This window comes from Streptomyces sp. SDr-06, from assembly GCF_003324565.1.
Taxonomy (GTDB): domain Bacteria; phylum Actinomycetota; class Actinomycetes; order Streptomycetales; family Streptomycetaceae; genus Streptomyces.
Genome location: NZ_QOLA01000001.1, coordinates 350,494 through 373,478, shown reverse-complemented (window position 1 = coordinate 373,478; position 22,985 = coordinate 350,494). Strand labels below are relative to the sequence as shown.

General features: G+C 72.1%; 22 protein-coding genes and 1 pseudogene. 12 read left to right on the top strand and 11 right to left on the bottom strand.

The features are described 5' to 3' along the window. Positions 1–2: 2 nt before the first annotated feature. Positions 3–740 (bottom strand): dienelactone hydrolase family protein, encoded by a 738-nt coding sequence (locus DT019_RS01710; RefSeq protein WP_223279258.1) that lies wholly within the window; start codon positions 738–740, stop codon positions 3–5. Positions 741–1,164: 424 nt separating this feature from the next. On the opposite strand from DT019_RS01710, the gene DT019_RS01705 reads away from it, so the two are divergent. Continuing rightward, the gene (locus tag DT019_RS01705; RefSeq protein ID WP_223279257.1) at positions 1,165–1,791 is read left to right on the top strand and encodes a hypothetical protein; all 627 of its coding nucleotides are present in this window, start codon (positions 1,165–1,167) and stop codon (positions 1,789–1,791) included. 466 nt (positions 1,792–2,257) lie between these two features. Then, positions 2,258–3,637, top strand: a complete 1,380-nt coding sequence (locus DT019_RS01700; protein ID WP_114034741.1) for an FAD-binding oxidoreductase — start codon at positions 2,258–2,260, stop codon at positions 3,635–3,637. Positions 3,638–3,662: 25 nt separating this feature from the next. On the opposite strand, the gene DT019_RS01695 is transcribed toward DT019_RS01700, so the two are convergent. The 4 genes from DT019_RS01695 to DT019_RS01680 all read right to left on the bottom strand — a co-directional run bounded on the left by DT019_RS01695 (position 3,663) and on the right by DT019_RS01680 (position 8,655). Further along, positions 3,663–5,069: a lipase maturation factor family protein gene (locus DT019_RS01695; protein WP_114034740.1), complete on the bottom strand. Its 1,407-nt coding sequence runs from the start codon at positions 5,067–5,069 to the stop codon at positions 3,663–3,665. 184 nt (positions 5,070–5,253) lie between these two features. Continuing rightward, positions 5,254–7,158, bottom strand: a complete 1,905-nt coding sequence (locus DT019_RS01690) for a cellulase family glycosylhydrolase (RefSeq protein ID WP_114034739.1) — start codon at positions 7,156–7,158, stop codon at positions 5,254–5,256. A 195-nt stretch (positions 7,159–7,353) separates the two neighbouring features. Continuing rightward, the gene (locus DT019_RS01685) at positions 7,354–7,929 is read right to left on the bottom strand and encodes a TerD family protein (RefSeq protein ID WP_114034738.1); all 576 of its coding nucleotides are present in this window, start codon (positions 7,927–7,929) and stop codon (positions 7,354–7,356) included. A gap of 57 nt (positions 7,930–7,986) precedes the next feature. Beyond that, positions 7,987–8,655: a hypothetical protein gene (locus DT019_RS01680; RefSeq protein WP_114034737.1), complete on the bottom strand. Its 669-nt coding sequence runs from the start codon at positions 8,653–8,655 to the stop codon at positions 7,987–7,989. Positions 8,656–8,793: 138 nt separating this feature from the next. Between DT019_RS01680 and DT019_RS01675 the strand changes: the two genes are divergently transcribed. Both DT019_RS01675 and DT019_RS01670 read left to right on the top strand, forming a co-directional pair. Next, the gene (locus DT019_RS01675; RefSeq protein WP_114034736.1) at positions 8,794–9,024 is read left to right on the top strand and encodes a hypothetical protein; all 231 of its coding nucleotides are present in this window, start codon (positions 8,794–8,796) and stop codon (positions 9,022–9,024) included. A gap of 159 nt (positions 9,025–9,183) precedes the next feature. After that, the gene (locus DT019_RS01670; RefSeq protein ID WP_114034735.1) at positions 9,184–10,704 is read left to right on the top strand and encodes an LCP family protein; all 1,521 of its coding nucleotides are present in this window, start codon (positions 9,184–9,186) and stop codon (positions 10,702–10,704) included. 63 nt (positions 10,705–10,767) lie between these two features. Here DT019_RS01670 and DT019_RS01665 read toward each other — a convergent pair whose 3' ends face one another. Beyond that, entirely contained in the window at positions 10,768–12,255 is a 1,488-nt protein-coding gene (locus DT019_RS01665; protein WP_114034734.1) for a sensor histidine kinase, read from the bottom strand. Continuing rightward, positions 12,252–12,986, bottom strand: a complete 735-nt coding sequence (locus DT019_RS01660) for a response regulator transcription factor (protein WP_114034733.1) — start codon at positions 12,984–12,986, stop codon at positions 12,252–12,254. The genes DT019_RS01665 and DT019_RS01660 overlap by 4 nt, the downstream gene beginning before the upstream one ends. Before the next feature lie 191 nt (positions 12,987–13,177). On the opposite strand from DT019_RS01660, the gene DT019_RS01655 reads away from it, so the two are divergent. Genes DT019_RS01655 through DT019_RS01645 form a run of 3 tightly spaced genes read left to right on the top strand, consistent with a single transcriptional unit; the run spans position 13,178 to position 15,772 of the window. Continuing rightward, entirely contained in the window at positions 13,178–14,542 is a 1,365-nt protein-coding gene (locus DT019_RS01655) for a ferric reductase-like transmembrane domain-containing protein (protein WP_114034732.1), read from the top strand. A gap of 29 nt (positions 14,543–14,571) precedes the next feature. Beyond that, positions 14,572–14,994 (top strand): FMN-binding protein, encoded by a 423-nt coding sequence (locus DT019_RS01650; RefSeq protein WP_114034731.1) that lies wholly within the window; start codon positions 14,572–14,574, stop codon positions 14,992–14,994. A 40-nt stretch (positions 14,995–15,034) separates the two neighbouring features. Next, positions 15,035–15,772, top strand: a complete 738-nt coding sequence (locus DT019_RS01645) for an FAD:protein FMN transferase (RefSeq protein ID WP_189389150.1) — start codon at positions 15,035–15,037, stop codon at positions 15,770–15,772. A gap of 102 nt (positions 15,773–15,874) precedes the next feature. Here DT019_RS01645 and DT019_RS01640 read toward each other — a convergent pair whose 3' ends face one another. The 3 genes from DT019_RS01640 to DT019_RS01630 are packed head-to-tail and all read right to left on the bottom strand — an operon-like array spanning position 15,875 to position 18,463. Continuing rightward, positions 15,875–16,849, bottom strand: coding sequence for a trypsin-like serine peptidase (locus DT019_RS01640; protein ID WP_223279256.1), 975 nt, complete (start codon positions 16,847–16,849; stop codon positions 15,875–15,877). Beyond that, on the bottom strand, positions 16,839–17,834 hold the full coding sequence (locus DT019_RS01635; protein ID WP_114034729.1) for a polyphosphate polymerase domain-containing protein: 996 nt from the start codon (positions 17,832–17,834) through the stop codon (positions 16,839–16,841). The genes DT019_RS01640 and DT019_RS01635 overlap by 11 nt, the downstream gene beginning before the upstream one ends. After that, positions 17,831–18,463 (bottom strand): DUF4956 domain-containing protein, encoded by a 633-nt coding sequence (locus DT019_RS01630; protein WP_114034728.1) that lies wholly within the window; start codon positions 18,461–18,463, stop codon positions 17,831–17,833. The genes DT019_RS01635 and DT019_RS01630 overlap by 4 nt, the downstream gene beginning before the upstream one ends. 319 nt (positions 18,464–18,782) lie before the next feature. On the opposite strand from DT019_RS01630, the gene bla reads away from it, so the two are divergent. Next, positions 18,783–19,745: a class A beta-lactamase gene (bla, locus tag DT019_RS01625; protein WP_114034727.1), complete on the top strand. Its 963-nt coding sequence runs from the start codon at positions 18,783–18,785 to the stop codon at positions 19,743–19,745. Between the two features lie 173 nt (positions 19,746–19,918). After that, positions 19,919–20,248 (top strand): LuxR family transcriptional regulator, encoded by a 330-nt coding sequence (locus tag DT019_RS01620; RefSeq protein ID WP_114034726.1) that lies wholly within the window; start codon positions 19,919–19,921, stop codon positions 20,246–20,248. A gap of 173 nt (positions 20,249–20,421) precedes the next feature. Here DT019_RS01620 and DT019_RS01615 read toward each other — a convergent pair whose 3' ends face one another. Continuing rightward, complete coding sequence (locus DT019_RS01615; protein ID WP_223279255.1) at positions 20,422–21,120, bottom strand: hypothetical protein; 699 nt, start codon at positions 21,118–21,120, stop codon at positions 20,422–20,424. 460 nt (positions 21,121–21,580) lie between these two features. Here DT019_RS01615 and DT019_RS01610 point away from each other — a divergent pair, with 460 nt between their 5' ends. From DT019_RS01610 to DT019_RS40080, 3 genes and pseudogenes are all read left to right on the top strand, one after another. After that, positions 21,581–22,033, top strand: a complete 453-nt coding sequence (locus tag DT019_RS01610) for a hypothetical protein (RefSeq protein ID WP_114034724.1) — start codon at positions 21,581–21,583, stop codon at positions 22,031–22,033. A 150-nt stretch (positions 22,034–22,183) separates the two neighbouring features. After that, positions 22,184–22,594: pseudogene (locus DT019_RS40085) on the top strand (metallophosphoesterase); the annotation flags it as partial. 83 nt (positions 22,595–22,677) lie between these two features. Next, positions 22,678–22,968 carry a hypothetical protein gene (locus DT019_RS40080; RefSeq protein ID WP_223279296.1) on the top strand — a complete coding sequence of 97 codons (291 nt, stop codon included), beginning with the start codon at positions 22,678–22,680 and terminating at the stop codon, positions 22,966–22,968. Positions 22,969–22,985: the final 17 nt, after the last annotated feature.

The window sequence follows — 22,985 nt, the reverse complement described above, 5'->3', positions numbered from 1 at the left end:
TCTCACGCCTCTGGCAGGCACTCCGCGAGGAAGGCCTTCGCCGCGGCCCAGGAGCGCCGGGCGGCGACGGCGTCGTACATCACGCCGAGTGCGGGCAGGTTCGCCGTCGGCGCCATGAAGCCGTGTGCGGTGCCGCCGAACGCCAGGAGCTGCCAGTCGGCGCCCGCGGACGTGAGCTCGGCGGCCAGCGCGGTGACGTCGTCCGGACGCGCGAAGGGGTCGTCCCAGCCGTGGAAGACGGCGACCTTGCAGTCGATCCGCCGCCCGGACGGCGCGGGCGGCGGCGTCAGTACGCCGTGGAAGCTCGCCACGCCGGTGACGGGGGCACCGGCCCGCGCCAGGTCGAGCACGCACAGGCCGCCGAAGCAGAATCCCGCGGCCGCGATCCTCGACGCGTCCACCTCCGGCAGGGCGGCCACGGCGGCCACCACGGCTGCCAGGCGCTCCGCCAGCAGCGCACGGTCGTCCATCAACGGCTGCATGAGGGAACGCAGTTCGGCCGGGGTGGAGCCGGAGACACCCTTCCCGTACAGGTCCACGGCGAACGCCTGGTACCCCCAGGGCACCACCTCCTTGGCGAGGTCCACCATGCCGCCGGTGCGGCCCTCCATGCCGGGGAACACCAGCACCGTGGGCGCGGGACCGGGCGGGCCCTCGCCGCGCAGCAGGAGCCCCTCGAACACGGACGAACCATGGCGGTACTCGACGGGAGTGGCGGACATCGCGGGGACATCGGACATGGGGAAACCCTCTTCTGTGAGCCGCGAGCGGCGTTCGGTTCGGTGGAGCGCGGGCGTCGGCCCGCGGGATGGCACCGGGGCCTCCACAGAGGCCGGACCGATGACCTCCCGCAGCTGCGTGGCATGACGCCGGGTCTCCTCGGTGAGCCGGAGGCAGTGGGTGATTCGGGTGAACGCCGCGAACGCCGAACTCTACGTGGGCCAGGCCGAGTTCAGCCAGTTGGCGGTGGCAGAAGTACGGCGAGGCGAACCCCTCCACCCCGGACGCGCCACCAACGACCGGAGCACGTCGGGAGGCGCGCCGTCGCCCGCACCATGGGGGCTCACCCGCACGGCCACCCCCGGCCCCTGCGTACAGTTGGCGGCCGACCTCCGGCCGCCGGACAGGCGCGGCCGGGCCCCGTTTCACCAGCCAGGAGTCCACGTGTCCTTCCCGCAGCGCCCTCAGTCCGCCCCCGGCCGGTCCACGGCATGGAGGGCCGTCGCGGCGGGCGCCCTGGTGCTTCCGGTCGCGCTGGTCGCCGTGCAGATCGGGGCCGGTTCCCCGGCTCAGGCGCGGACGCACGAGCCGGTGAAGGACGGGTACGGGGTGACGGCAGCGGGTGTCGGGCGCGGGCCGAAGGCTCCGCTCGCGGCTACGGTCTCGGAGGGGCAGGTCAAGGAGGTGGCCCCGGGCGGTGTGATCACGTACCCGAGCGTCACCAGCTGTTTGACCGTGACCGTACGGCTGCGCGGCGGCGGCCTGGTGGGCGCGCACGCCAGCCTGTTCCAGGTGCCCGGCGAGCTCCGGTCGGACGCCATACTGCCGGCCCTCAGGGCCCTCGTCGGCGGTCGGCCGGTGACCGCGATCGAGGTCAAGGGGGCCGTCGGCGCCTGGCACCCGAGCTACTTCACCAAGGCGATCGAGGGTTATGGCGAGGGGGGGCGGGTCCCGGTGCCGACCGGTCAGGACTTCGACGGGATCGCCCGTGCCGTGGCCGACGGCCTCGGACGCGTCCAACACATCGTGACCGTTCAGGACGTGCCGGACGGGGATCAGATCGTTCGCTGACGCTTCGTCAGGTCGTCACCTGTCGTCGCTCCCATGTCCCCCGGCACGTACCACCGTGGTGGGCGGCCCGGAGGTGGTGGACGGCGAGTCGGGGCCCTGGGGATACGCGCGGTGGTCGGCGGCGAGGGAGCCTGCGGACACGCTCCGCCGTCTGGTGAGGGCGCTTCCTGAGCGAGGCGCGGGGGAGAACCACACGCGCTCCGGAGCCCCCATGGGTGCTCACCCCATGTGGCCGGACCCGTACAGCGCGGACGCTCGCACCGGCATGCGGTGGGGAGAGCGGAGCCACCGATTGCGGGGCGGCCGGTGCGGCGGGACGCTGGAGGGGTCAGCCCTGTGGCCTCCGACCGCGCCGGTGGCCCGTGCGGAGGCCGGGGCACCGGCGAGCGTGCGCTGCCACCGGCGGCCCAGCAGGGGAAGTGCCGGGCGGGACACGGTTCAAGCCGCGCTCCGCGAGGAGATCGTCATGGACGGCACGACGCTGGAGGCGATGCGGACCGTGCTGCGCGGCCCGGTCATCGGCCCGAAGGACCCCGAGTACGACGGGGCCCGCACGATCTACAACGCGATGATCGATCGGCGACCGGCCGCCGTCGTGCGGTGCGCGGACGCGGCCGATGTCATCGACGCGGTCGACTTCGTCAGGGACCACGGCCTCGAACTGGCGGTACGCGGCGGCGGGCACAGCGGCGGAGGTCTGTGCCTGGTGGACGACGGCGTCACCCTCGATCTGTCACCGATGCGGTGGGCCCGGGTCGACCCGGTGACCGAGACCGCCCAGGTGGGCGGCGGAAGCACCCTCGCGGACCTCGATCACGCGGCCCACGGGTTCGGCCTGGCCACCCCGGCCGGCATCATGTCGACCACGGGGGTCGGGGGTCTCACCCTCGGCGGCGGGCACGGCCATCTGACCCGCAAGTACGGCCTGACCGTGGACAACCTGCTGGCCGCCGACGTCGTCCTGGCGGACGGCAGTTTCGTCACCGCCACCGAGCGCGACAATCCGGACCTGTTCTGGGCCCTGCGGGGCGGCGGCGGCAACTTCGGCGTCGTCACCTCCTTCACCTTCCGCCTGCACCCCGTGCACACCGTGGTGCTCGGGGTGACCCTGTGGACCCTCGACCGCATCGGAGACGTACTGCGCTGGTACCGCGACTTCCTGCCCCAGGCGCCGCACGACCTGAACGGGTTCTTCGCCGAGATCGTCGTGCCACCGGCGCCCCCGTTCCCCGAGGAGATCCACGGGCACAAGATGTGCGGTGTGGTGTGGTGCTGGACGGGTGATCCGGACGTCGCGGAGAAGACCTTGGCGACGGTCGACGAGGCGGGCCCGCCGACCTTCCACTTCACGGCACCGATGCCGTACCCGATGCTGCAGGGCATGTTCGACGAGCTGATCCCCAAGGGCCTGCAGTGGTACTGGCGAGGGGACTTCTTCGACCGGATCACGGACGGCGCCATCGACGTGCACGCCAAGTACGCGGAAGGACTGCCCACCAACCTGTCGACGATGCACCTCTACCCGGTCGACGGCGCCGCCCACCGGGTGGCCCAGAAGGACACGGCCTGGGCCTACCGGGACGCCATCTGGTCCGGAGTCATCGGCGGCGTCGACCCCGATCCCGCCAACGCGGAACTCGTCCGGCAGTGGTGCGTGGACTACTGGGAGGAGTTGCACCCCCACTCCATGGGCGGCGCGTATGTGAACTTCATCGGTGAGGGCGAGGGCCAGGACCGGGTGAAGGCCACCTACCGCGACCACTACGACCGGCTCGCCACCATCAAGCGGCTGTACGACCCGCACAACCTCTTCCACGCCAACCAGAACATCAGGCCCGCCGAATAGCGGCGGGCGGCGTCCGGCCCGTCCCTCACCGCAGCGTCGTCGGTGGCAGGAACTCGCGGGGCGCCTCGCGATGCCACCATGCCCCGGTCGCACGGAGTTCCTCCCAGGTGGTGAAGCGGTAGCGCCACGTCCGGGCCCGGATGTACACCGGCGGGGCGTCGGGGAAGGGGTTGTGCCGCAGCAGCCGCAGGGTGTCGCGGTCGTTGACCAGGAGCCGTTCGACGAACCCGCTGAACCAGGAGTATCCGTAGGAGGGCGAGAGCGCCAGGAACCAGAACAGCCAGTCCAGCCGCAGATGGTACGGAGCGAACTGCCGTGGCAGTCGGCGCACATCGCCCGGCTTCCCGTGGAACTCGTACTCCCGCCAGACCGTCTCCGGGGTGATCGCGTCATCCGACGTCCCTTCGACGACGACCTCGTGCCGGATGCGCGTGATGCTCCCGAAGGCCCCGTAGGAGTTCACCAGGTGCAGGGGCTCGTACGTGGTGTTCATGCGCTGGCCGCGCGCCAGCAGATTGCGGGCTGGGCGGTAGCTGAGGGCCAGGACGAGTACGGCGACCGCCAGGACCAGGATCTCGTACCACAGCGGAGGCTTCGGCAGCGTGGGCGGTGTGCTGACGAGGGAGCCGTCCAGGGCGGAGACGGCGAGGACGATGGTCAGCCAGTTCAGCCAGGCGAAGTTGCCGGAGAGCACCAGCCACACCTGGGTGCAGACGACGAGGGCCGCCGCACAGCTCGCCACCGGCTGGGGAGTGAACAGGGCTACGGGGACGACGAGTTGGACGAAGTGGTTGGCCGCCACCTCCACCCGGTGGACCGGCTTGGGCAGATGGTGGAAGAACCAGCTCAGCGGGCCGGGCATCGGCTGGGTCTCGTGGTGGTAGTACAGGCAGGTCAGATCGCGCCAGCACGGATCGCCGCGCATCTTGATCAGACCGGCGCCGAACTCCACACGGAACAGCACCCAGCGCAGCAGCCACAGCAGGACCACCGGCGGCGCGACCTCGGCATTGCCCAGGAAGACGGCGAGGAATCCGGCCTCCAGGAGCAGCGACTCCCAGCCGAAGCCGTACCAGGTCTGTCCCACGTTGACGATCGACAGGTACAGCGCCCACAGCACCGCCCAGAACACCATGGACGCCCAGAGCGGCACCGCGTCTGCGGCCCCCGCGACCACGGCCGCGGCGAGCAGCGCACCCGTCCAGGCGCACCCGGCGAACAGCCGGTCGGAGTACCGCAGATGGAAGAGGCTGGGAGCGGCGCGGAACGGCACGCGGCGCACGAACGCGGGCACCGGCAGCATCCCGCGTTCCCCGATGAGCGCCCGGAACTGCAGGGCCGCCGCGAGGAACGCCACCAGGTAGACGGCCGCCAGAGAGCGCTGGAAGACCAGCCGGCCGAGCCAGTAGGCCGACGACGAGAACCATTCCACGGCGAGGGCGCCTCCTGGTCACAGCGGGATGCGGGGGAGTCTGTCACCTCTTCGTAGCGGGGAATCAGGCACCGGGTCGAGGCAGGGGAGGCTACGTCACCCGCCCGCGCGAGAACCGTGATCATCGGAAAAGGCCGCTGAGCGGCGCGGAGGCCCCGGAGCGGCGGGCCGGGGCGCGCCAGGGTTACAGGGCGCGGCACAGGAGCGCGGCCGGGGCGGGTGAGGCCCCGAGGCGCGCGGTGAAGGCGAGGCCCGCCATGTACTCCCCCTCCTCGCACTGCCCCTTGTAGCGGCCGTACGCGAACTCCCCGCCGGGGGAGGTGGCCGGGCGGTTGTCGCCCCGGTCGAACCCGACGGTACGGCCCGCCGTTCCGAGGCCGCCGCGGGCCGGGACGCACAGGGCCGAGGCCGCCGCCTCGCCGCGCAGGCTGTAGCCGGTCAGGAACCGGCCGGGTGGGCACTCCAGTTTGGTGTAGCCGTTCGCCCAGTCCCCGTGGGTGACGTACCGCTCGTCGCGCACGACGGTGTACGCGTCGCCCGCCGCCCGCAGGTCACCCGCGCCGGCGTCGGTGCACAGCCCTCGGCCCGTGCCGTGGGAAAGGCCGATGAGGCGCTGGCCGTCGGGACAGACGCCCTTGCGGGCACCCGGGTCCCAGTCGCCGAGCGCCGCCACGCGCAGGGAGCGGACCGCGTCCCCATGGTCGAGGTCCAGCATGTTCCAGCGGGCCGGCATCGCGATCCGGCCGGTGCGGGACGGGGAGGCGAGCAGCGCCTGCCAGTCCGCCGCGCGCCAGTCTCCCGCGTCGAGGATGCCCGAGCGGTGTCCCTCGGGGTCGTACCGCAGCAGGGCGTAGTCGTCGCCCTGTCCGGCCGGGCCGCGCAGTCCGACCAGGGGCCAGTAGCCGAAGTCCGTGTCATTGGCGCTCAGGTAGTCCGTGAAGTCGGCGAACCAGGCGCGCGCCTTGGCATCGGTCTCCGAGGCGCCCGTGCCGAACTCGCTGACCCACAGCGGCGCCGTGTAGTGCTCTCCTTCGTCGGTGACGAAGAACGCCTGCCGGCGCAGCACGTCGAAGAGGTCGGCGCGGGAGAGGTCCTGGTAGCGCGGGTCGTGGGTCTCGCCGGTGCCGTGGGCGCCCGAGTGGTGGGGGCCGGTAAAGCCGTAGAAGTGCGCCGAGTACACGAGCTTGCCGGAGCGCAGCAAGGTGTGCGAAAGGGTGCGTACGGGGGCGAGGGTGGGGCGGTCGTGGGGGAGGCCGTCGGCCGGGATGCCCGTCCAGTTGATGCCCTCGACGATGACGAGGAGGTCCGGATCGGCCTGGGTGAGGATGCGGTCGGCGGCCTGCTGCGCGGCGCCGAACCAGTCGTGGTCGTCGCCGCCGCCCCAGTTGGGATCGTCGAGGACGGTGCGTCGCACCTCGTTGTACAGGTCTGCGCCCACCACCCGCTTGTTGTCCTTGTAGCGGCCCGCCATGAAGCCCCAGTCGTCCACCCACTGGGCGGTCGACTGCGAGGTGTTCCAGCGTTCGTTGCCGTCGAGGCCGCAGCACCAACGGGCCGTGTTGGTGTGGTTGTTGAGGATCACCGCGAAACCGTCGTGGGTGAGGGCGGCGACGACGGCGTCGTACACCTGGAGCGGTGTGCTTCCCCGCAGCTCGGGGTTGGCGGCCACCGCGGCGTCCGGGACGGGGGTGGTGGCGTGGACGAGTGCGTTGGAGAAGGGGAGCCGCACGCTGTTGATGCCCAGGCGGTGGAAGTCGGCCAGCAGGTTGGCGAGCGGCACCCGGTCGACGCCGAGGGGGATGTTGTACGAGTCCTCGCCCGCGTGGTGGTTGGCCGGGTCGGCGATGTCGCCCGAGCCGGTCCAACTGCCTTGTCCGCCGCCCCAGTTGGCGGCCTTGAGTTTGAAGCGGGCACCGGTCGCGTCGACGAGGTAGCGCCCTCTGGCCGAGAGCGGGCCGGTCCAGGAATCGGTGAGTGCCCCGGTCCGCTGGACGGGGCTCGCGGACGAGGACTCTGCCGTCGGCCCCGCGGCGAGGAGGGGCGCGAGGGCGGCGAGGATCAGGGTGCACCGCCGCAGGAATCCCACCATCCGTGCTCCGTCTCAACGGGCCGTCCGGGCAGCCGGGTTGAAGCGATGGGTGAACGGCGAACGTCGGATGTGGCCGGCTGGGAGCAGCATGCGGTTCTGTTACCGCCGGGTACAACGGGGCGTGCGGCAAAGGAATCGCCAAGTGGGGCCGCCGCCCGCCCGGAAAGGGCGGGCGGCATGGGGATGGGCCGTGGGTCAGACGTTGACGCCGTAGTCGGAGGCGATCCCGGCGAGCCCGGACGCGTACCCCTGGCCGACGGCGCGGAACTTCCACTCCGCGCCGTGCCGGTAGAGCTCGCCGAAGACCATCGCGGTCTCGGTCGAGGCGTCCTCGCTCAGGTCGTAGCGGGCCAGTTCGGCACCGCCCGCCTGGTTGATCACGCGGATGTAGGCGTTGCGCACCTGGCCGAAGCTCTGGCCGCGGGCCTGCGCGTCGTGGATGGAGACCGGGAAGACGATCTTCGCGACCGGGCCGGGGACCCGGGTGAGATCGATGTTGATCGTCTCGTCGTCGCCCTCGCCCTCGCCGGTGAGGTTGTCGCCGGTGTGCTGGACCGAACCGTCGGGGCTGGTCAGGTTGTTGTAGAAGACGAAGTGGCTGTCGGAGAGCACCTTGCCGCTCTCGTTGCACAGCAGCGCGCTGGCGTCGAGGTCGTGGTCCGTTCCGGTGGTGGTCCGCACGTCCCAGCCCAGGCCGACCGTGACGGCCGTCAGCCCAGGGGCTTCCTTGCTCAGTGAGACATTGCCGCCCTTGCCCAGGCTCACGCCCATGTTCTTCCTCCGTGGTTGTGCGGTTCCCGTCGTCTGATGACAACGTCGTGGACGGCGCTACGGTTCCAAGGTTGCGCAATCGCTGAAGTGGGAGTCGCCGTCGCAGGTGCGGTGGGCCGCTTCGATGCGCCGGCGCAGATGGGGCAGGATCCCGCGCTCGAGCAGCGCCTGCCGCCAGAGCTCGTACGCGTGGGCGGCTTCCGGGCCCGGCGGGGGCGCGGTCTGCGGGGAGGGGCGGTTGCGGGCCGCGGTCACCAGCACCGCGGCCAGTCCCGGAAGCGCGCTGACCGCGGCGAGGCCCGCGAGCATCCAGCCCGCGTTGTGCAGCCCGCGCGCCAGGTGGACGTGGAGGCCCACCAGCCGCAGGGCGTACCCGATGAGGAGCAGCAGCACCGCCGCCATGGCCGACAGGGTGGGGGTCAGGACGGCCAGGACGGCCAGCAGGCCGCCGCGTCCGGGCTCCTGCAGGTCGTCGGGCGGCTGCGCTTGGGCGTCCGCCCGGACCTCGGGGAGCGCGGCCGCGCGGAGGAAGGCCTGGTACTCGGGGTTCGCCACCGCCGCGATGCCGGCGCGTTCCCGAAGGGCCCCGGCGCGCAACCGCCCGGCATCGACGGCGTGCCGCGAGGACCGGAGGAGGCCCCTGATCTCCCTTGAGTCCAGGGCTTGTTGGAGGAGCCTGGCGAACTCCCGCGCATCCTGCTCCCGCAGCCCGTCGGAACGGTGCATGTCTCCCCCGATGGTGTGTCGTGTCCCGCGCGCACACGCGGGGGCCGCCGGAACCGAGGTGTTCCGCCCGTCGCGTGACGGACCTCACCATAGTTCAAGTATTGCGCAACCTTTAAAGTGACAGAAATGGAGACGGGGATGAATGCGGGAACGGCATCGCGCGGGGAACTCGCCGTGCTGACGGGTGGTCCGGCGGACGGGCTGCGCATGTATGTGAGGGACCGTCCGTCGGTGGTGCAGGTGACCTACCCCTGTGCGTGGGAGTCGCCGACGCGGGGCGTGCGCGCCGAGGCGGTGTACGTGTACCGCCGCGACCACCGGACACGTGAAGAGCCCCTGCGCTACGGCTTCGACGGCGCCAGTCCCTGACCACACCCCCTGGGGCGGGGTTTGTTCGATTTCCGTGAGAAGGTGGCCGCCACCCCGGGTACGGGGACGGGAAAGATTGCTAGATTGCGCAACTGTCGGACTATGGGGTGGGGGCGGCTCTCCCCTTCGGGGTGCGCCGGACGGATGGGGAGCACGCGGATGGCAGGCGGTCGGGGTGGGCGCGAGGGGGCGGGGCGGAGCCAGGGGGGTGAAGCCCACGCGCGCGGCGGACGCCGCAGACGCAACGGGGTGCGGCTCGGCCTGGGCATCGTGCTGGCCCTGCTCGTCCTGGTGACGGCGGGTGTGGGCTGGGCCTACCTGCGGCTCGACGGAAACATCGAGACCTTCAACGCGGACGGCGTCTCGGGCACGCGCCCCCCGGCCTCGGCCAACGGCTCGAACGTCCTCGTCATCGGCACGGACGCGCGCATCGGCGGCAACAGTGACCTCGGCGGCGGGGACAAGAGCGACATAGGGCGCTCCGACACGGCATTCCTGCTGCATGTGTACGCGGACCACAAGCACGCCGTCGCGGTCTCCATTCCGCGCGACACCCTGGTCGACATCCCGTCCTGCAAGCTGCCCGACGGCACATGGACCAAGCCGCAGACCAACACCATGTTCAACGGCGCCTATTCGGTGGGCGAGAGCGCCAAGGGCAACCCCGCCTGCACCCAGAACACCGTGGAGAAGCTGACCGGGCTGCGCGTCGACCACACCGTGGTCGTCGACTTCAAGGGCTTCGCGAAGATGACGCAGGCCGTCGGCGGAGTCCAGGTCTGCCTGCCCCAGGACGTCTACCAGCGGGACCTCAACCCCAACCGGGCCACCCGCGGCGATCAGATCTTCGCCAAGGGCCCGCAGACCGTGTCCGGCCAGAAGGCCCTCGACTACGTCCGCATCCGGCACGGCATAGGCGACGGCTCCGACATAGGCCGCATACAGCGGCAGCAGGCCTTCGTCGCCTCCCTCGTCAAGAAGGTCAAGAGCGACGGCCTGACCCCCACCAAACTGTTCCCGCTCGCCGACGCCGCCACCCAGTCGCTGACCGTGGACCCCGGCCTCGGCTCCGCCGACAAGCTGATCTCGTTCGCGATGTCGATGCGCGACATAGACCTGCACAACACCAAGTTCGTCACCCTGCCGTGGCGCTACCAGGGCGCGCGGGTCGCCATCGTCCACCCGGACGCCGAGGCGCTGTGGGCCGCGCTCAAGGCCGACCGAACCCTCGACGGGCAGGACGCAAGCGGTCACCACGACGAGCAGGCCGGTGCGGCGTCGCCCTCGCCGACCGCGCCGCTCGCGAGCAGGGGGATCTCCGTGGCTGTCTACAACGGCACCACCGACACCGCTCTCCCGGCCCGCGCCGCGGACGCGCTCAAGCAGCAGGGCTTCACGGTCACCAGCGTCGCCTCCGCCATCGTGCGCACCCAGACCAAGACGGTCATCGAGTACGGCCCCGGTCAGCAGGCCCAGGCCCAGCAGGTCGCCCAGGTCTTCCCCGGCGCGGAGGTCACCTCGGCGGCGGCGGCCGGGATCAACGTGATCCTCGGCAGCAGCTACGCCGACCCCCTGCGGCCCACCGCGTCGTCGCCCGCACCCACCGCCCTGCCCACCGGGGTGGCAGGGACCGCCCGCTCGGCCGACGACGACGTCTGCTCCAACCTCTCGTACGGCTGAGCGGACACCGGCCCCAAGCGGCTCTGGTACGAAGGGGTTTGACAGGCCGTCAGTCAGACTTCCTCACCGGGGCAGGGTGACGCGGAAGGCGGTGTGGCCCGGGCTGCTGGTGACGTCGACCGTCCCCTCGTGAGCCTGGACCACCGCCAGGACGATGGCGAGACCCAGGCCGCTGCCCGCCGACACCGCACGGCTGTGCCCGGCCCGGGTGAAGCGCTGGAACACCTCGGGCAGCAGCCCCGCGGGGATCCCGGGCCCGGTGTCGGTCACACTCAACTCCCGTACTCCCGCACCGGTTTCGCCGATCCGCAGGGTCACCTCGGTGCCGGGCGGGGTGTGCGTGCGCGCGTTGGTGAGGAGGTTGGCGATGACCTGGTGGAGTCGGTGATCGTCCCCGGCCATGACGACGGGTTCCTCCGGCAGGTCGAGCAGCCAGCGGTGACCGGGGGCGGCGGCCTGGGCGTCGCTGATCGCGTCCAGGGCGAGCCGGGTCAGGTCGACGGGCTCCCGCGCGAGCGGGCGGCCCGCGTCCAGCCGGGCGAGCAGCAGCAGATCGTCCACGAGGCCCGTCATGCGCTGGGTCTCGGACTGGATCCGTTCCAGCGCGTGGCGCACCTCGCCCGGCACCGGGCCGCGGTGGCGCAGCGCCAGCTCGGCGTGGGCGCGCACGGTGGCGACGGGCGTGCGCAGCTCGTGGCTGGCGTCGGCCGCGAAGTGGCGCAGCCGCTCCTCGCCCGCCTGCCGCTGGGCGAGAGCGTCCCCGACATGCCCGAGCATGTGATTGAGCGCGGCGCCGACCTGGCCGACCTCGGTGCGCGGATCGGTGTCGGGAACCGGGGCGGGCATCGCGATCTCCCCACTGGCCAGGGAGAGCCGGGTGACCTCGGTGGCGGTGGCGGCCACCCTGCGCAGCGGGCGCAGGGAGAGGCGTACCCACAGGGCTCCGGCGACTCCGGTGGCCGCGAGGGTGGCGCCGAACACGACGGCCTCGACGATTTCGAGGCGGTGCACGGTCTCCTCCACCGGCTCCAGCGGCAGGCCCGTGATCAGCACATCGCCGTCGTCGCCCGACACGGCAGCGACCCGGTAGTGGCGCAGCGTCGACAACCGGATGTCATGGCCCCGCCCGTCCACCGGCACGGCGGCGAGCGCCGCGCGGTCCGCCGCGGTGAGCGGCACGGCGGCGTCGGTCTGCGCGTGCACCACGGCGGCCTGGGTGGTCTCACCGCGCAGCAGCCGCGCCCCGAACGTGCCGTTCGCCTGGCCGCGGGTGTCCGGCTGGTTGTCGGCGTCCGGCTTCTCGTCGTGTTCGAGACTGGCCGCGAACCGGCCCCCGGACGCGCTGAGTTGCTGGTCGAGCCGGCTGACGAGGAACCCTTCCAGGGCGAGGACGCTCGTCACCCCGACCGCGAGGCAGGCCAGCGCCAGGAGCAGCACGAGACCGGCCGTCAGACGGGCCCGCAGGGTGCGGGGGAGCCCCGGCCGCCTCGCCGAGGACCGGCGCTCCCGGGCGGCCCGCCGTGCGGCGCGGGGAGGGGCGGGCCACCTCATGAGGGGTCGGGCTTGAGGACGTAGCCGACGCCGCGCACAGTGTGGATCAGCGGCGTCCGGCCCGCGTCGATCTTCTTGCGCAGATAGCTGATGTACAGCTCCACGATGTGCGCGCGGCCGCCGAAGTCGTACGACCACACCCGGTCCAGGATCTGGTCCTTGGACAGCACCCGGCGCGGGTTGCGCATCAGGAAGCGCAGCAGCTCGAACTCGGTGCGGGACAGGTCCACGAGTCGGCCCGCCCGGCTGACCTCCATCGCGTCCTCGTCCATCACGAGATCGCCGACCACCAGACGGTTGCCGCCGGGCTCGCGGGCCATGCCCGCCCGGCGCAGCAGCCCGCGCAGCCGGGCCAGCACCTCCTCCAGGCTGAACGGCTTGGTGACGTAGTCGTCGCCGCCCGCGGTGATGCCCGCGATGCGGTCCTCGACCGAATCGCGCGCGGTCAGGAACAGGACACAGACGTCCGGCAGCCCGGCCCGCATCTCGCGCAGGACGCGCAGACCGTCCAGGTCGGGCAGCATCCAGTCCAGGACCACGGCGTCGGGACGGAACGACGACGCCAGGGCGAGTGCGCTCGTGCCGTCGGCGGCCGAGCGGACGTCCCAGCCCTCGGAGCGCAGGGCGCCGGACAGCACCTCGGTCAGATCCGGCTCGTCGTCGACGACGAGGATCCGGACAGGAGAGCCGTCGGTCCTGCGGAGCACGGCAGGCGGTGAGGGGTTTTCCATGATGTTTCCAGCATCCCCCGGACGCCCCGCCGCCGGAGCCGCGCGGAGCTCTGAGTTTCCTCAGAATCCCCTGTGGACGCGGCCCCCGGGCCCCCTTTCAGAGGGAACTCAGAAGTACCGGTGTGAGGCTGGCCGGGCACCGCCCACATGGTGGCGGACCACATGGATCCGCCACCCGGAAAGGGGGCCACATGGCCGCCAGCCTTCACGACAGCCGGCCCGTGGCACGCGTCCCGCACGCCGCGCCGCGCGGCACCGCCTGGATACCCCGCGCCGCCCTGATCCTCGTCTGGACCGGCGCCGCGGGCGTGCTCGGCCTGTGGTGGAGCGACACCACCTCGGTCGTCGGCATGGGGGGATGGCTGACCGACGGCGGCCGCATCACCGGGCTCCTCGCCGGATACGCCTGCGCGGTCCTGCTCGCCCTCATGGCGCGCATCCCCCTCCTCGACCACGGCGTGGGCTCCGACCGGCTGGCCCGCTGGCACGCCATGGGCGGCCGCTACACCCTCTCGCTCGCCCTCACCCACACCCTCCTGATCATCTGGGGCTACGCGGTCACCTCACACGCCCACGTGGTCGACCAGACCACCACCCTCGTACTGCACTACCCGGACCTCCTGAAGGGCACCGCCGGGTTCCTGCTCCTGGTGGGCACCGGCATCGTCTCCGCCCGCGCCGCCCGCCGCCGGCTGCGCTACGAGACCTGGCACTACCTCCACTTCGCCACGTACCTCGCGGTCTTCCTGGTCTTCGGGCACATGCTGTCCAACGGCGCCGACTTCGTCGGCAACCGCTCCGCGCAGCTCGCCTGGTACGCGATGTATGTGGGGGTGGCCGCGCTGCTCCTGTGGTTCCGCTTCGTCGTCCCCGTCCGCCGCGGGCTGCGCCACCGCCTGCGCGTCGCCGAGGTCCGCGCCGAGGCGCCGGGCGTCGTGTCCGTCTACCTCACCGGCGAGCACCTGGACGAACTCGGCGCGGAACCCGGGCAGTTCTTCCGCTGGCGCTTCCTCGCCCCCGGCCTGTGGTGGGCCGCCAACCCGTACTCGCTGTCCGCCCCCGCCCACCACCGCTTCCTGCGCATCACCGTGAAGGCCGTGGGCACGCACAGCGCCGCCCTCGCCCGGCTGGCCCCCGGCACCCGGGTCTGGGCCGAAGGCCCCTACGGCGGCTTCACCGCGGCCCGCCGCACCACGACGAAGACCCTGCTTCTGGCAGGAGGCGCCGGCATCACCCCGCTCCGCGCCCTCCTGGAGACCCTGCCCGGCGACATCACCCTCATGTACCGCGTCCGCCGCCCCGAGGACCTCGCGCTGCGCGGCGAACTCGACGCCCTCGCCGCGGCGCGCGGCGCGCGGATCCTCTACTCGGTCGACGAGCCCGCCGCCCACCACCTGCCGCTGACGGACTCGGCGCTGCTCCAGTACGTACCCGACCTGCGGGACCGGGACATATACCTGTGCGGGCCGCCCGGCATGACCGACGCGGCCCTGCGCGCCCTGCGCGGCGCGGGCGTGCGCCGCCGCCGCATCCACCACGAGTCCTTCGCGTTCTGATGCGCGATCGGAAGCCGAGGAGACCCGCCGTGCGCCGAGCCGCCGTCACCACCCTGTCCACCGCGACGGGCGTGGTCCTGCTGCTCTCCCTCAAACCCCACCAGAGCCATCCGCCCGCGGTGTCCGCCCCCAGGCCCGCCGCCTCGACACCGGGGCAGGCGGCCACCGGCACCCGCACCGGCGACTTCACCGGTGACGTCATCGACACCCGGTACGGGCCGGTCCAGGTGTCCGTCAGCCTCGACAAGGGGCGCCTCACCGCCGTCCATGTCCTCCAGGTGCCCTCGGAGAACGGCCGCGATCAGGAGATCGCCGCACGGGCCGTGCCGCGACTCACCGAGGAGGCGCTCGGCACGCAGAACGCGCGGATCGACGCCGTCTCCGGCGCGAGCTACACCAGCGAGGGCTACATCCAGTCCCTCCAGAGCGCCCTGGACAGGGCCGGTGTCTGACACCCACGCGGCCGGGGGGCTGCGCCACGCCGAGCACGTCATGGGCACGGTCTTCTCGTTCGACATCCGTGACCGGCCCACCGGCCGCGTCCGCGCCGCCCTGGCCGACGCCGTGGCCTGGCTGCACCAGGTCGACGCCGTGTTCTCCACCTACCGGCCCGACAGCGCGATCAGCCGCATGGCGGGGGGCGAGCTGCGGGCGAGCGACTGCCCGCCCGACGTGGCAGAGGTCCTCGCCCTGTGCGAGACGGCCGCCGCCGCCACCGACGGCTGGTTCAGCCACAACCCCGCGGGCCGGCTCGACCCGTCCGGGCTCGTGAAGGGCTGGGCGACCGAACGCGCCGCACAGATCCTGTACGCTGCCGGCGCCCGGAACACCTGCGTCAACGGGGGTGGCGACCTCCAGCTCACGGGCGAGTCGGCACCGGGCGTGCCGTGGCGCGTCGGCATCGCGCACCCGCTGGAGCCCGGCCGGCTCCTCACCGTCGTCACCGGCAGCGACCTCGCCGTGGCCACCTCGGGCACCGCCGAACGCGGCCACCACATCATCGACCCCCACACCGGGCAGCCCGCCACGCGCCTGGCGTCGGTCACCGTGACCGGCCGCCACCTCACCCAGGTCGACGCGTACGCCACCGCCCTCTTCGCGATGGGAGCCGAGGCCGCCCGGGCCTGGACCCGGGCCCACCCCGGATACGAGACCTTGGTGATGACCCCGGCGGGCGAGGTGTGGCACAGCGAGGAGTTCCCCGCCGTCGACCTCGACCGACTTGCCTGACCGGCCGGTCGAGGTGTCGCGCAGCCTGTGTGCTCCGGTCCGGGAGGTGCTCCCGGAGCAGGGGCAGGTGCGCGTCGCGTGTCGGGGTGACCGGCACGGCCGTCAGGAGGCGGGTCCCGCCGGCGGGGCGCCCGTGGTCGCGGCGTCGTACAGGGCGCGGGTGGCACTGCCGAAGTACGCGCTGTACGAGACCTGGGGTGTGTTGCCGCCGGTGTGGTAGCCGCCGATGACGCCGACCACCGCCCATCCGCCCGGCCACGGCACCAGCATCGGCCCGCCGCTGGTCCCGCCCACGAACCCGGCGCAGGCGATGCGCTCGAAGGTGCCCGGGTCGGCCGGGTCGTCGCTGGCCCACTGGGTGGTCCAGCTCAGGCACTCCAGCGGCTTCTGCGCGCCACCGGGGTAGCCGATCATCCGTACCGGGGCGTGCGAGTACCCCGTGTCGGTGAGCAGCTCGACGCCGCCCGCCGCGTCCTGGAGCCGCTGCCCGTCCTGGTTGGGCTCGGTGACCGCGAACCCGAAGTCGTAGGCGGCGCCCGCGTGTTCACCCTGGTCGTAGTACTCCTGCGAGACGTACACGCCGTTGTTCCGGACGGGGAAGATGCCGAACGGCGTGAGCCCGTCGTGGTACTGCGGGACGAAGCCCAGATGACGCTTGGGCGAGGTGCCGGAGTAGCCCTTGAGACAGTGCCCGGCGCTCAGCACCAGGTCGTGGTCGGGGCTGCGCACCACAGAGCCGCTGCACGTGCGCCCCGTGCCGGAGGCGTCGGTCCAGAAGAAGGTGCCGGCCTGCGGGATGCCGTCGAAGCTCTTGCTCGGCGGGATGAACTCGCCGGGCCGGGGCCCGTCCACGGTGGGCGAGGTGGTGCGGGCCCCCAGGTCGCCTCTCCGGGCCGGGTCGCTCGGCACCGCGGCCGTCATGCGGGCCGGGGTCCAGTAGGCGCTCAGCGCCGCCGCGTCCGGGTTCGGCGGGGCCGGGGTGTCCGCGGCGGATGCCGCGGGGGCCAGCCCCGCGGACAGCAGCAGGGCGGCCGCGGCCGCCGTGGCCTGTCGGATGATCCTGGTCCTACGCACCATCAGTTCCCCTCTGCCGGGACACATGTGACGGCTCACCATACGGGTGCCGCGGTGGCGGACAGAAGTGTGCGAAGTTGCCCGGGCGCGGCGCGTCGGTGACGGGGTGGTCCCACCCGGTGCGAGCGGGCACTATGGATTCCGGCCACACCTGCTGCCGCCACGCGCAGGGGGACGCCGGGCCGAACGCCTGGTGTGCGGCGCGCCGCCACCGGTTGGCGGGCAGGGCCGGGCGCAGCACGGCGAGCGCCCCGCAGTACTTCGTGAACACGGCGGGCCGCACCCGGTGGGCGTGCAGCAGCCGGTCCGCCTCGGTGAGGTGCTCGGCGGACTTCGTCTCGACCAGGACGAGACCCGCGTCGCCGCGCACCAGACGGTCCGCGCCCAGATCGACGCAGACGAGCCCCGCGTCACAGGTGATGCGCTGCCCGTCGGCCACGAAGGTGGTCCGCAGGTAGTCGGTGGACAGGGAGGGCCGCAGGGCGGTGGGCGCGTCGATCGCGTACGCGCGCCGAAGCGTGTCGGCGAGGAAGGCCTGCGGCGCGGCGTCGAGCGGGGTGTCCGCGCCGCTCAGCGGGCAGCGGTGTTTGACCGTGTCACCGCGGGCCCCCTTCAGCTTGATCTCGAACTGCCGCTCCCCGCTGTCCTCGTAGACGCGCTCCCGGATCTTGAAACGCAGCCGGCGGCCCTGGCGGTGGTCGTGGAAGGAGCGGAGCCCCGGTGTGTCGTAGTAGACCGAGTGGTAGCGGAAGGCGCGGCGGCCGTCGATGGCCAGCGCCCGGAAGGGTCCGCCGGGGTGGCGGGCCTCCGTGAGCCGGCCGATCACCCCGAGGAAGGTGGCGGCGGGCACCAGGTAGCTGCGGTCGAACCGCGTGAGCAGCGAGGACCGCTCGTTGAGCTCGGCCAGCGAGATGGGGCCGGCCGCCAGGGCCGCCTCGTGGATGGCGCGTACGGCTTCCCCGGCCGGTGCCGCCGTCCGGGTGGTCATACGGAGTCCAGGGCGGGGGTGGCCGGGCGCCGCGCCTCGACGGGGCCGGGCTGCTGCCCGGCCTGCCTCGGTTCCGGTTCGCGGTAGCGGACGTCGACCACCATCAGGTCCCGTACGAAGTCGATCTCCATGACGGTCCAGTGATGGGGCTCGCCGAGCCGCCGCGCCAGGTCGGCCCGCAGCGCGCCGGGATCGGTGTGCACGGTGTCCAGCGTGATGACGGTGCGCCGGGCCCGGGCGAACAGGCGGGGGTGGTCGGCCGCGTAGACGACCAGGAGCAGGAGCCCGCTCAGCGTCGCGGCCAGCGCGAACCCGAGGCGCGGCAGACCGCAGATGAGGCCGAGGACCAGGGTGGTGAAGTAGTAGGCCACTTCCTCGTGCTGGACGGCGTCCGAGCGCAGCCGGATGATCGAGAGGACGCCGAACAGCCCGAAGCCGAGTGCCATGCCGCCGCTTCCGCGGACTTCGGCGAGCGCCGCGACGATGGTGAACAGGGCCACGTTCAGGGCGAGATACGCCGGCACGAGATCGCGCCGCCGATGTCTCGGATAGTAGATCGCGAACGTGAGCAGGCAGATGGCGGTGAGGTCGAGCCCCAGATGGGCGGCGAGATGACGTAATGAATCCATGGCTCCGCTCCCTGCGTTCGTGCGAAGGCGTACATGTGTGTACGGGAAGAGAACCCAGACTCTAGGAGGCCCCGGGGTGTACGTTCACCAACTTGTCAGTGAATCCGACGGATCATTGATGTATCAGGGTGGCAAATGACCAATACGGCACCACCGGTGTCCCGTTCGCGCCTCTTGCGGCGCACTTGTCCTGGCGGATTGGCTGGCTGGTGCGGCCGCCTGGCAGCCCGCCTCAGCAGGTGCGATAGGCGGATCGCTATGGCCGCGTTCCGCGTGCGGCTCTTGGACGGCGGCGGGCCGGGCCTGTTCTGCTGAGGCCATGCGAGACCTCACGAAACGCCGTGCCCCCCTGTCCCGTTCCCGTGCGAAGTGGCCCGCCGCGCTGCTCGCCGTCGCCGTTCTCACCACCGGCACGGCCTCCACCGCGCGGGCGGCCGACGTGCCGCCGGTGCTCGCGCCGCTCCCCGCGCGCGGCTCGCACGACGTGGCGGACGAGCTGAGGCGCCTGGAGACCGCACAGCATGTACGGATCGGCGCGTACGCCCTCGACACGGCCACCGGGCGGAGCGTCAGCTACCGCGGCAACGAGAAGTTCCCCTCCCTGTCCACCTTCAAGGCCATGGTGTGTGCCGCCGTCCTGGGACGGGCGCGGCACACGGAGCCGGGACTGCTGGACAAGGTCGTCCACTGGAAGGCGAGCCAGGAGGTCGCCAACTCACCCGTCACCGCGGGACAGGGCGGGAAGGGCATGAAGGTGGCCGACCTCTGCCATGCGGCCGTCACCCGCAGCGACAACACGGCGGGCAACCTGGTGCTCGGCCGGATCGGTGGCCCCGAGGGCATGACCCGCTACTACCGCGCCCTCGGCGACGCGGTCTCCCGGCTCGACCGCTGGGAGCCCGACTTGAACGTGTGGAAGCCCGGCGAGCAGCGCGACACCACCACGCCCGCGGCCATGGGGCGCGACCTCGCCAGGACCTCGCTGGGCAGCGCCCTGGTACCCGCGGACCGGGCGCGGCTGAACAGCTGGCTCCGCGCCACCGTCACGGGGAACGAGCGCATCCGGGCCGGGCTGCCCAAGGACTGGACCGTCGGCGACAAGACCGGCACCAGCGACGCCTACGGCTCCGCCAACGACATCGCCGTCGCCTGGCCGAAGTCGGGGAGGCCCGTGATCATCGCGATCTACACCAATCACCTGACGGCCGACGCCCCCGCGGACAGCGCCGTGATCGCGAGCACCACCTCGACACTGGTACGCGGACTGGGTGTGCGTCGATGATCCCACGGGGCAGGTGAGTGACGCGTGGGGGAGGGGTGGGTGCGGCCGCACCCGGGACCGCCTTCCGGCGCGTCCCGGAGTGCCGCCGGGCGGCGGTTCTGTCAGGGTCGGGCTCGTACGTACCCCTGGCGCTGCGGCGCGGCACCCGTCGCACGAGGAAGTGAGAGCAAGACATGGAGAAGTTCTCCCTTGAGGCAATCGCCCGCGCTCAACTGACCGCCGCCCGCGAGGCGGAAGCGGGGCGCAGCGCGTCCACGGTGATCGGCGGCCACGAGCGCGTCCTGCGGCAGACGGTCCTGGCGCTCACCGCGGGGAACAAGCTCGGCGAGCACGGTCTGGGCGGGGAGGCCACGCTCCTGGTGTGGGCGGGCCGGATCCGGCTCGTGTCCGGTGCGGACACCTGGGAGGGCCGGGACGGCGACCTGCTGACCGTGCCCGGCACGGCCCACACGGTGGAAGCCCTGGAGGACTCGACGTTCCTGCTGACCGTGGCGATGACCTGACCCCGCCCGCCCCCACCCGCCTACGGTCGCGGAATGCCCGACCCCGCCGAACCGACCGCCCTCCGGGAGTCGTACGACATTTCCCTCGAAGAGGCGGGGCCGGGTGGCGCGCTTGCCGACGCCACCCGGCCGGGCCTGCCGGGGATCCGTACCTTGGTACCGCCGCCGCGGGCTCAGGGCGCGGCGGTCAGAGCGTGCTCGAAGTGGGGGTTGGTCCGGCAGCCGAGGTTCTCGTACGTGTTGACCCGGGTCTCCGGGTCGGTCCTCAGGAGGTGGTACTTGCAGGCCTTCTTGAGGTGACTCCCCTTGATACCGCCGGGAAAGTCGATCTCCTTGTTCCAGAGGTAGGGGGACTCGTAACCGTTGAGGTGTGCGGTGGCGTTGACGTCGATGCCACCCGGTGCCTCGATCTCGTAGACCCATCCCGTCTTCGCCGCGCCGTACGTGGCGAACTTCTGCGCCACCCACTTCTCGCAACTGGTGCTGACGTGCGCGGTGTTCTGACCGCCACCCTTGACGATGTACTCGGCGAGCGGGGTGACCGTCTCGCCCCGCGGGGTGAAACCGTCCTCGAAGAGCTGCTGCACGTTCTCGCGGGTGTCGCCCCGCCAGAGCGTGTTGGCGTCGTCGCGCCACTGCCAGTTCTCGTCCTCGGCGGCGTGCCGGACGGCCGGGGCGATGGAGGGGGAGGTGGTGGTCCGCCACCAGTCCGACGGGCGGAACGGGCCGACCGGTCCGCACGGCTCGGTGTCGGGCGCCTGCGCGCGTGCCGTCGTCGCGCGGTGGACGGTCGCGTCGGCGGGTGCGGCGACCGTCAGGGAGGCGGCAGCCAGGGACGTAGCGGCGAGAACACGCAGAGCGGTCTTCAACATGGCGGAACAGCCCATCTGTTGATCGACAAGACGGGCCCTTTCTAGCGGCCGCGGATCATGAAACGCCCGGAATCGGCAGGAGCTCACCCCCACGGGGGAAACAGTCCTACCGGATGTGTGTGGCACGCCGTCCCCGAACCCTCGCGCTCGGTGGGGCGCAGTCCCACGCCCCTGGCCGCCGTGTGTGGGGGCTGCCCCCACCCCCGTCCGCTCACGTGGGGCCGCGCCCCTCCTCATCGCCGTAGGGGTGGGGGCCGCGCCCCACTACGGGGCGGCCCTCAGAGGGCCCTGACGTCGTGCCGACCGCGATTCGTCCGTGGGGGCGATGGATGCGCGGCCGCGGAGACGGAGCCTGGGAAGGGCCGCACGAAGGGCCGCTGAACCCACGCGAGGGGCGTGCGGCCCGCCCGTATGTCGCTCGTCGTGGCCGTCATCCATCGAGAGAAGAGAGGGGACCCACATGAACGCCGTCCGGAGCTCGCGTTCCGCAGCCGCCCCCGTTTCCGCGGAACACCTCACCCACCCGCGCAGCCTGGCGGCCTTCCGTGCCACGAAGCTCCTCCTCGGGGGCTACCTCGGCATCAGCGTGCTCACGCTGGTGGCCATCGTGCTCCTGCGCGACGACTCCGCGGACGTGAACTCGGCCGTATGGGTCCGCGGCACCATCGTGGTGGTCAGCGCCCTGGTGACGTACGGATGTGCCGTCCGCGCGGCTCGCGGCTCGCGCTCCGCGTATCGCCGTCTGAGGGTCATCTCCGGCGTCATGGTGGTGGCCATCGCGGCGATCATCGCGCTGCCCGGCGCGTTCCCGCTGTGGATGAAGGCCGAACAGGGGCTCTGCGGCGTTCTGTTGATCGCCGTCGTCGCGCTGGTCAACGGCAGTCATCTGCGGTCGTTGTTCGCATCCAAGTGAGCCCGAACCCGATCCCTGCCTCAACCAACAAGAGGTGGAGCCGCGTTGGGGACTCCCCGCCTCCGAGAGTGGCACGCTCGTGGGGTGGCACGCCTTTCGCCCTGAGCGTGACTGGTTGCGACCGGGACGGATGGCGGGAAGCCTGCGGGTATGACCCCGGCCATCGCGCACCTCAGCGACCCGCACCTCACATCCGGCCCGCTGGCGGGCGCACCGGCCGAGGCGCTGAGCCGGGCCCTCGCCCGGGTCCTCGCGCTCGATCCGCCACCGGACGCCGTGGTGATCACGGGGGATCTGGCCAACCGTGGCCGCGCCGAGGAGTACGCGGTGCTGCGCGAGGTGATCGACGGATTTCCGTTGCCGCTGTATCTGACTGCCGGAAACCACGACGACCCCCAGGCGCTGCGGGAGGTGTTCGGCGGCACCGCGTTCCTGGGCGGATCACACGACACCCACTATGTGGTGGACCACCCCGCCTTCACGATCGCCGTCCTGGACTCGAAGGTGCCCGGATCTCCCGGCGGCCGACTGGGCGCTGCCCAACTCGCCTGGTTGGACGGCGTACTTGGCCGCCGCTCCGACACCCCGGCCCTGGTCTGTCTGCATCATCCTCCGATCCCGGTGGGGATCCCTTCCTGGACGCCATGCGGCTGGCCGACGGCGAGGGTCTGGCCGAGGTGGTCGTGCGTCACCCGCGGGTCGTGCGCGTTCTCACCGGCCATGTCCACCGGTCCGTCGCCGCGGAGTTCGCGGGCGCCACGCTGGCCATCGCCCCCAGCACCTATCTCCAGAGCGGCCTGGCCCGCCATGGTGAGGTCCCCAACTACCGTGACGAGCCCACTTCATTCCTCCTCCATGTGTGTACGGGACCCATGTGGGTCACTCACACCATCCCTGTCAGCCATACGAGTGCCCCGCTGGCCACCTGGCTCTGAGCACCACGACGGCAGCC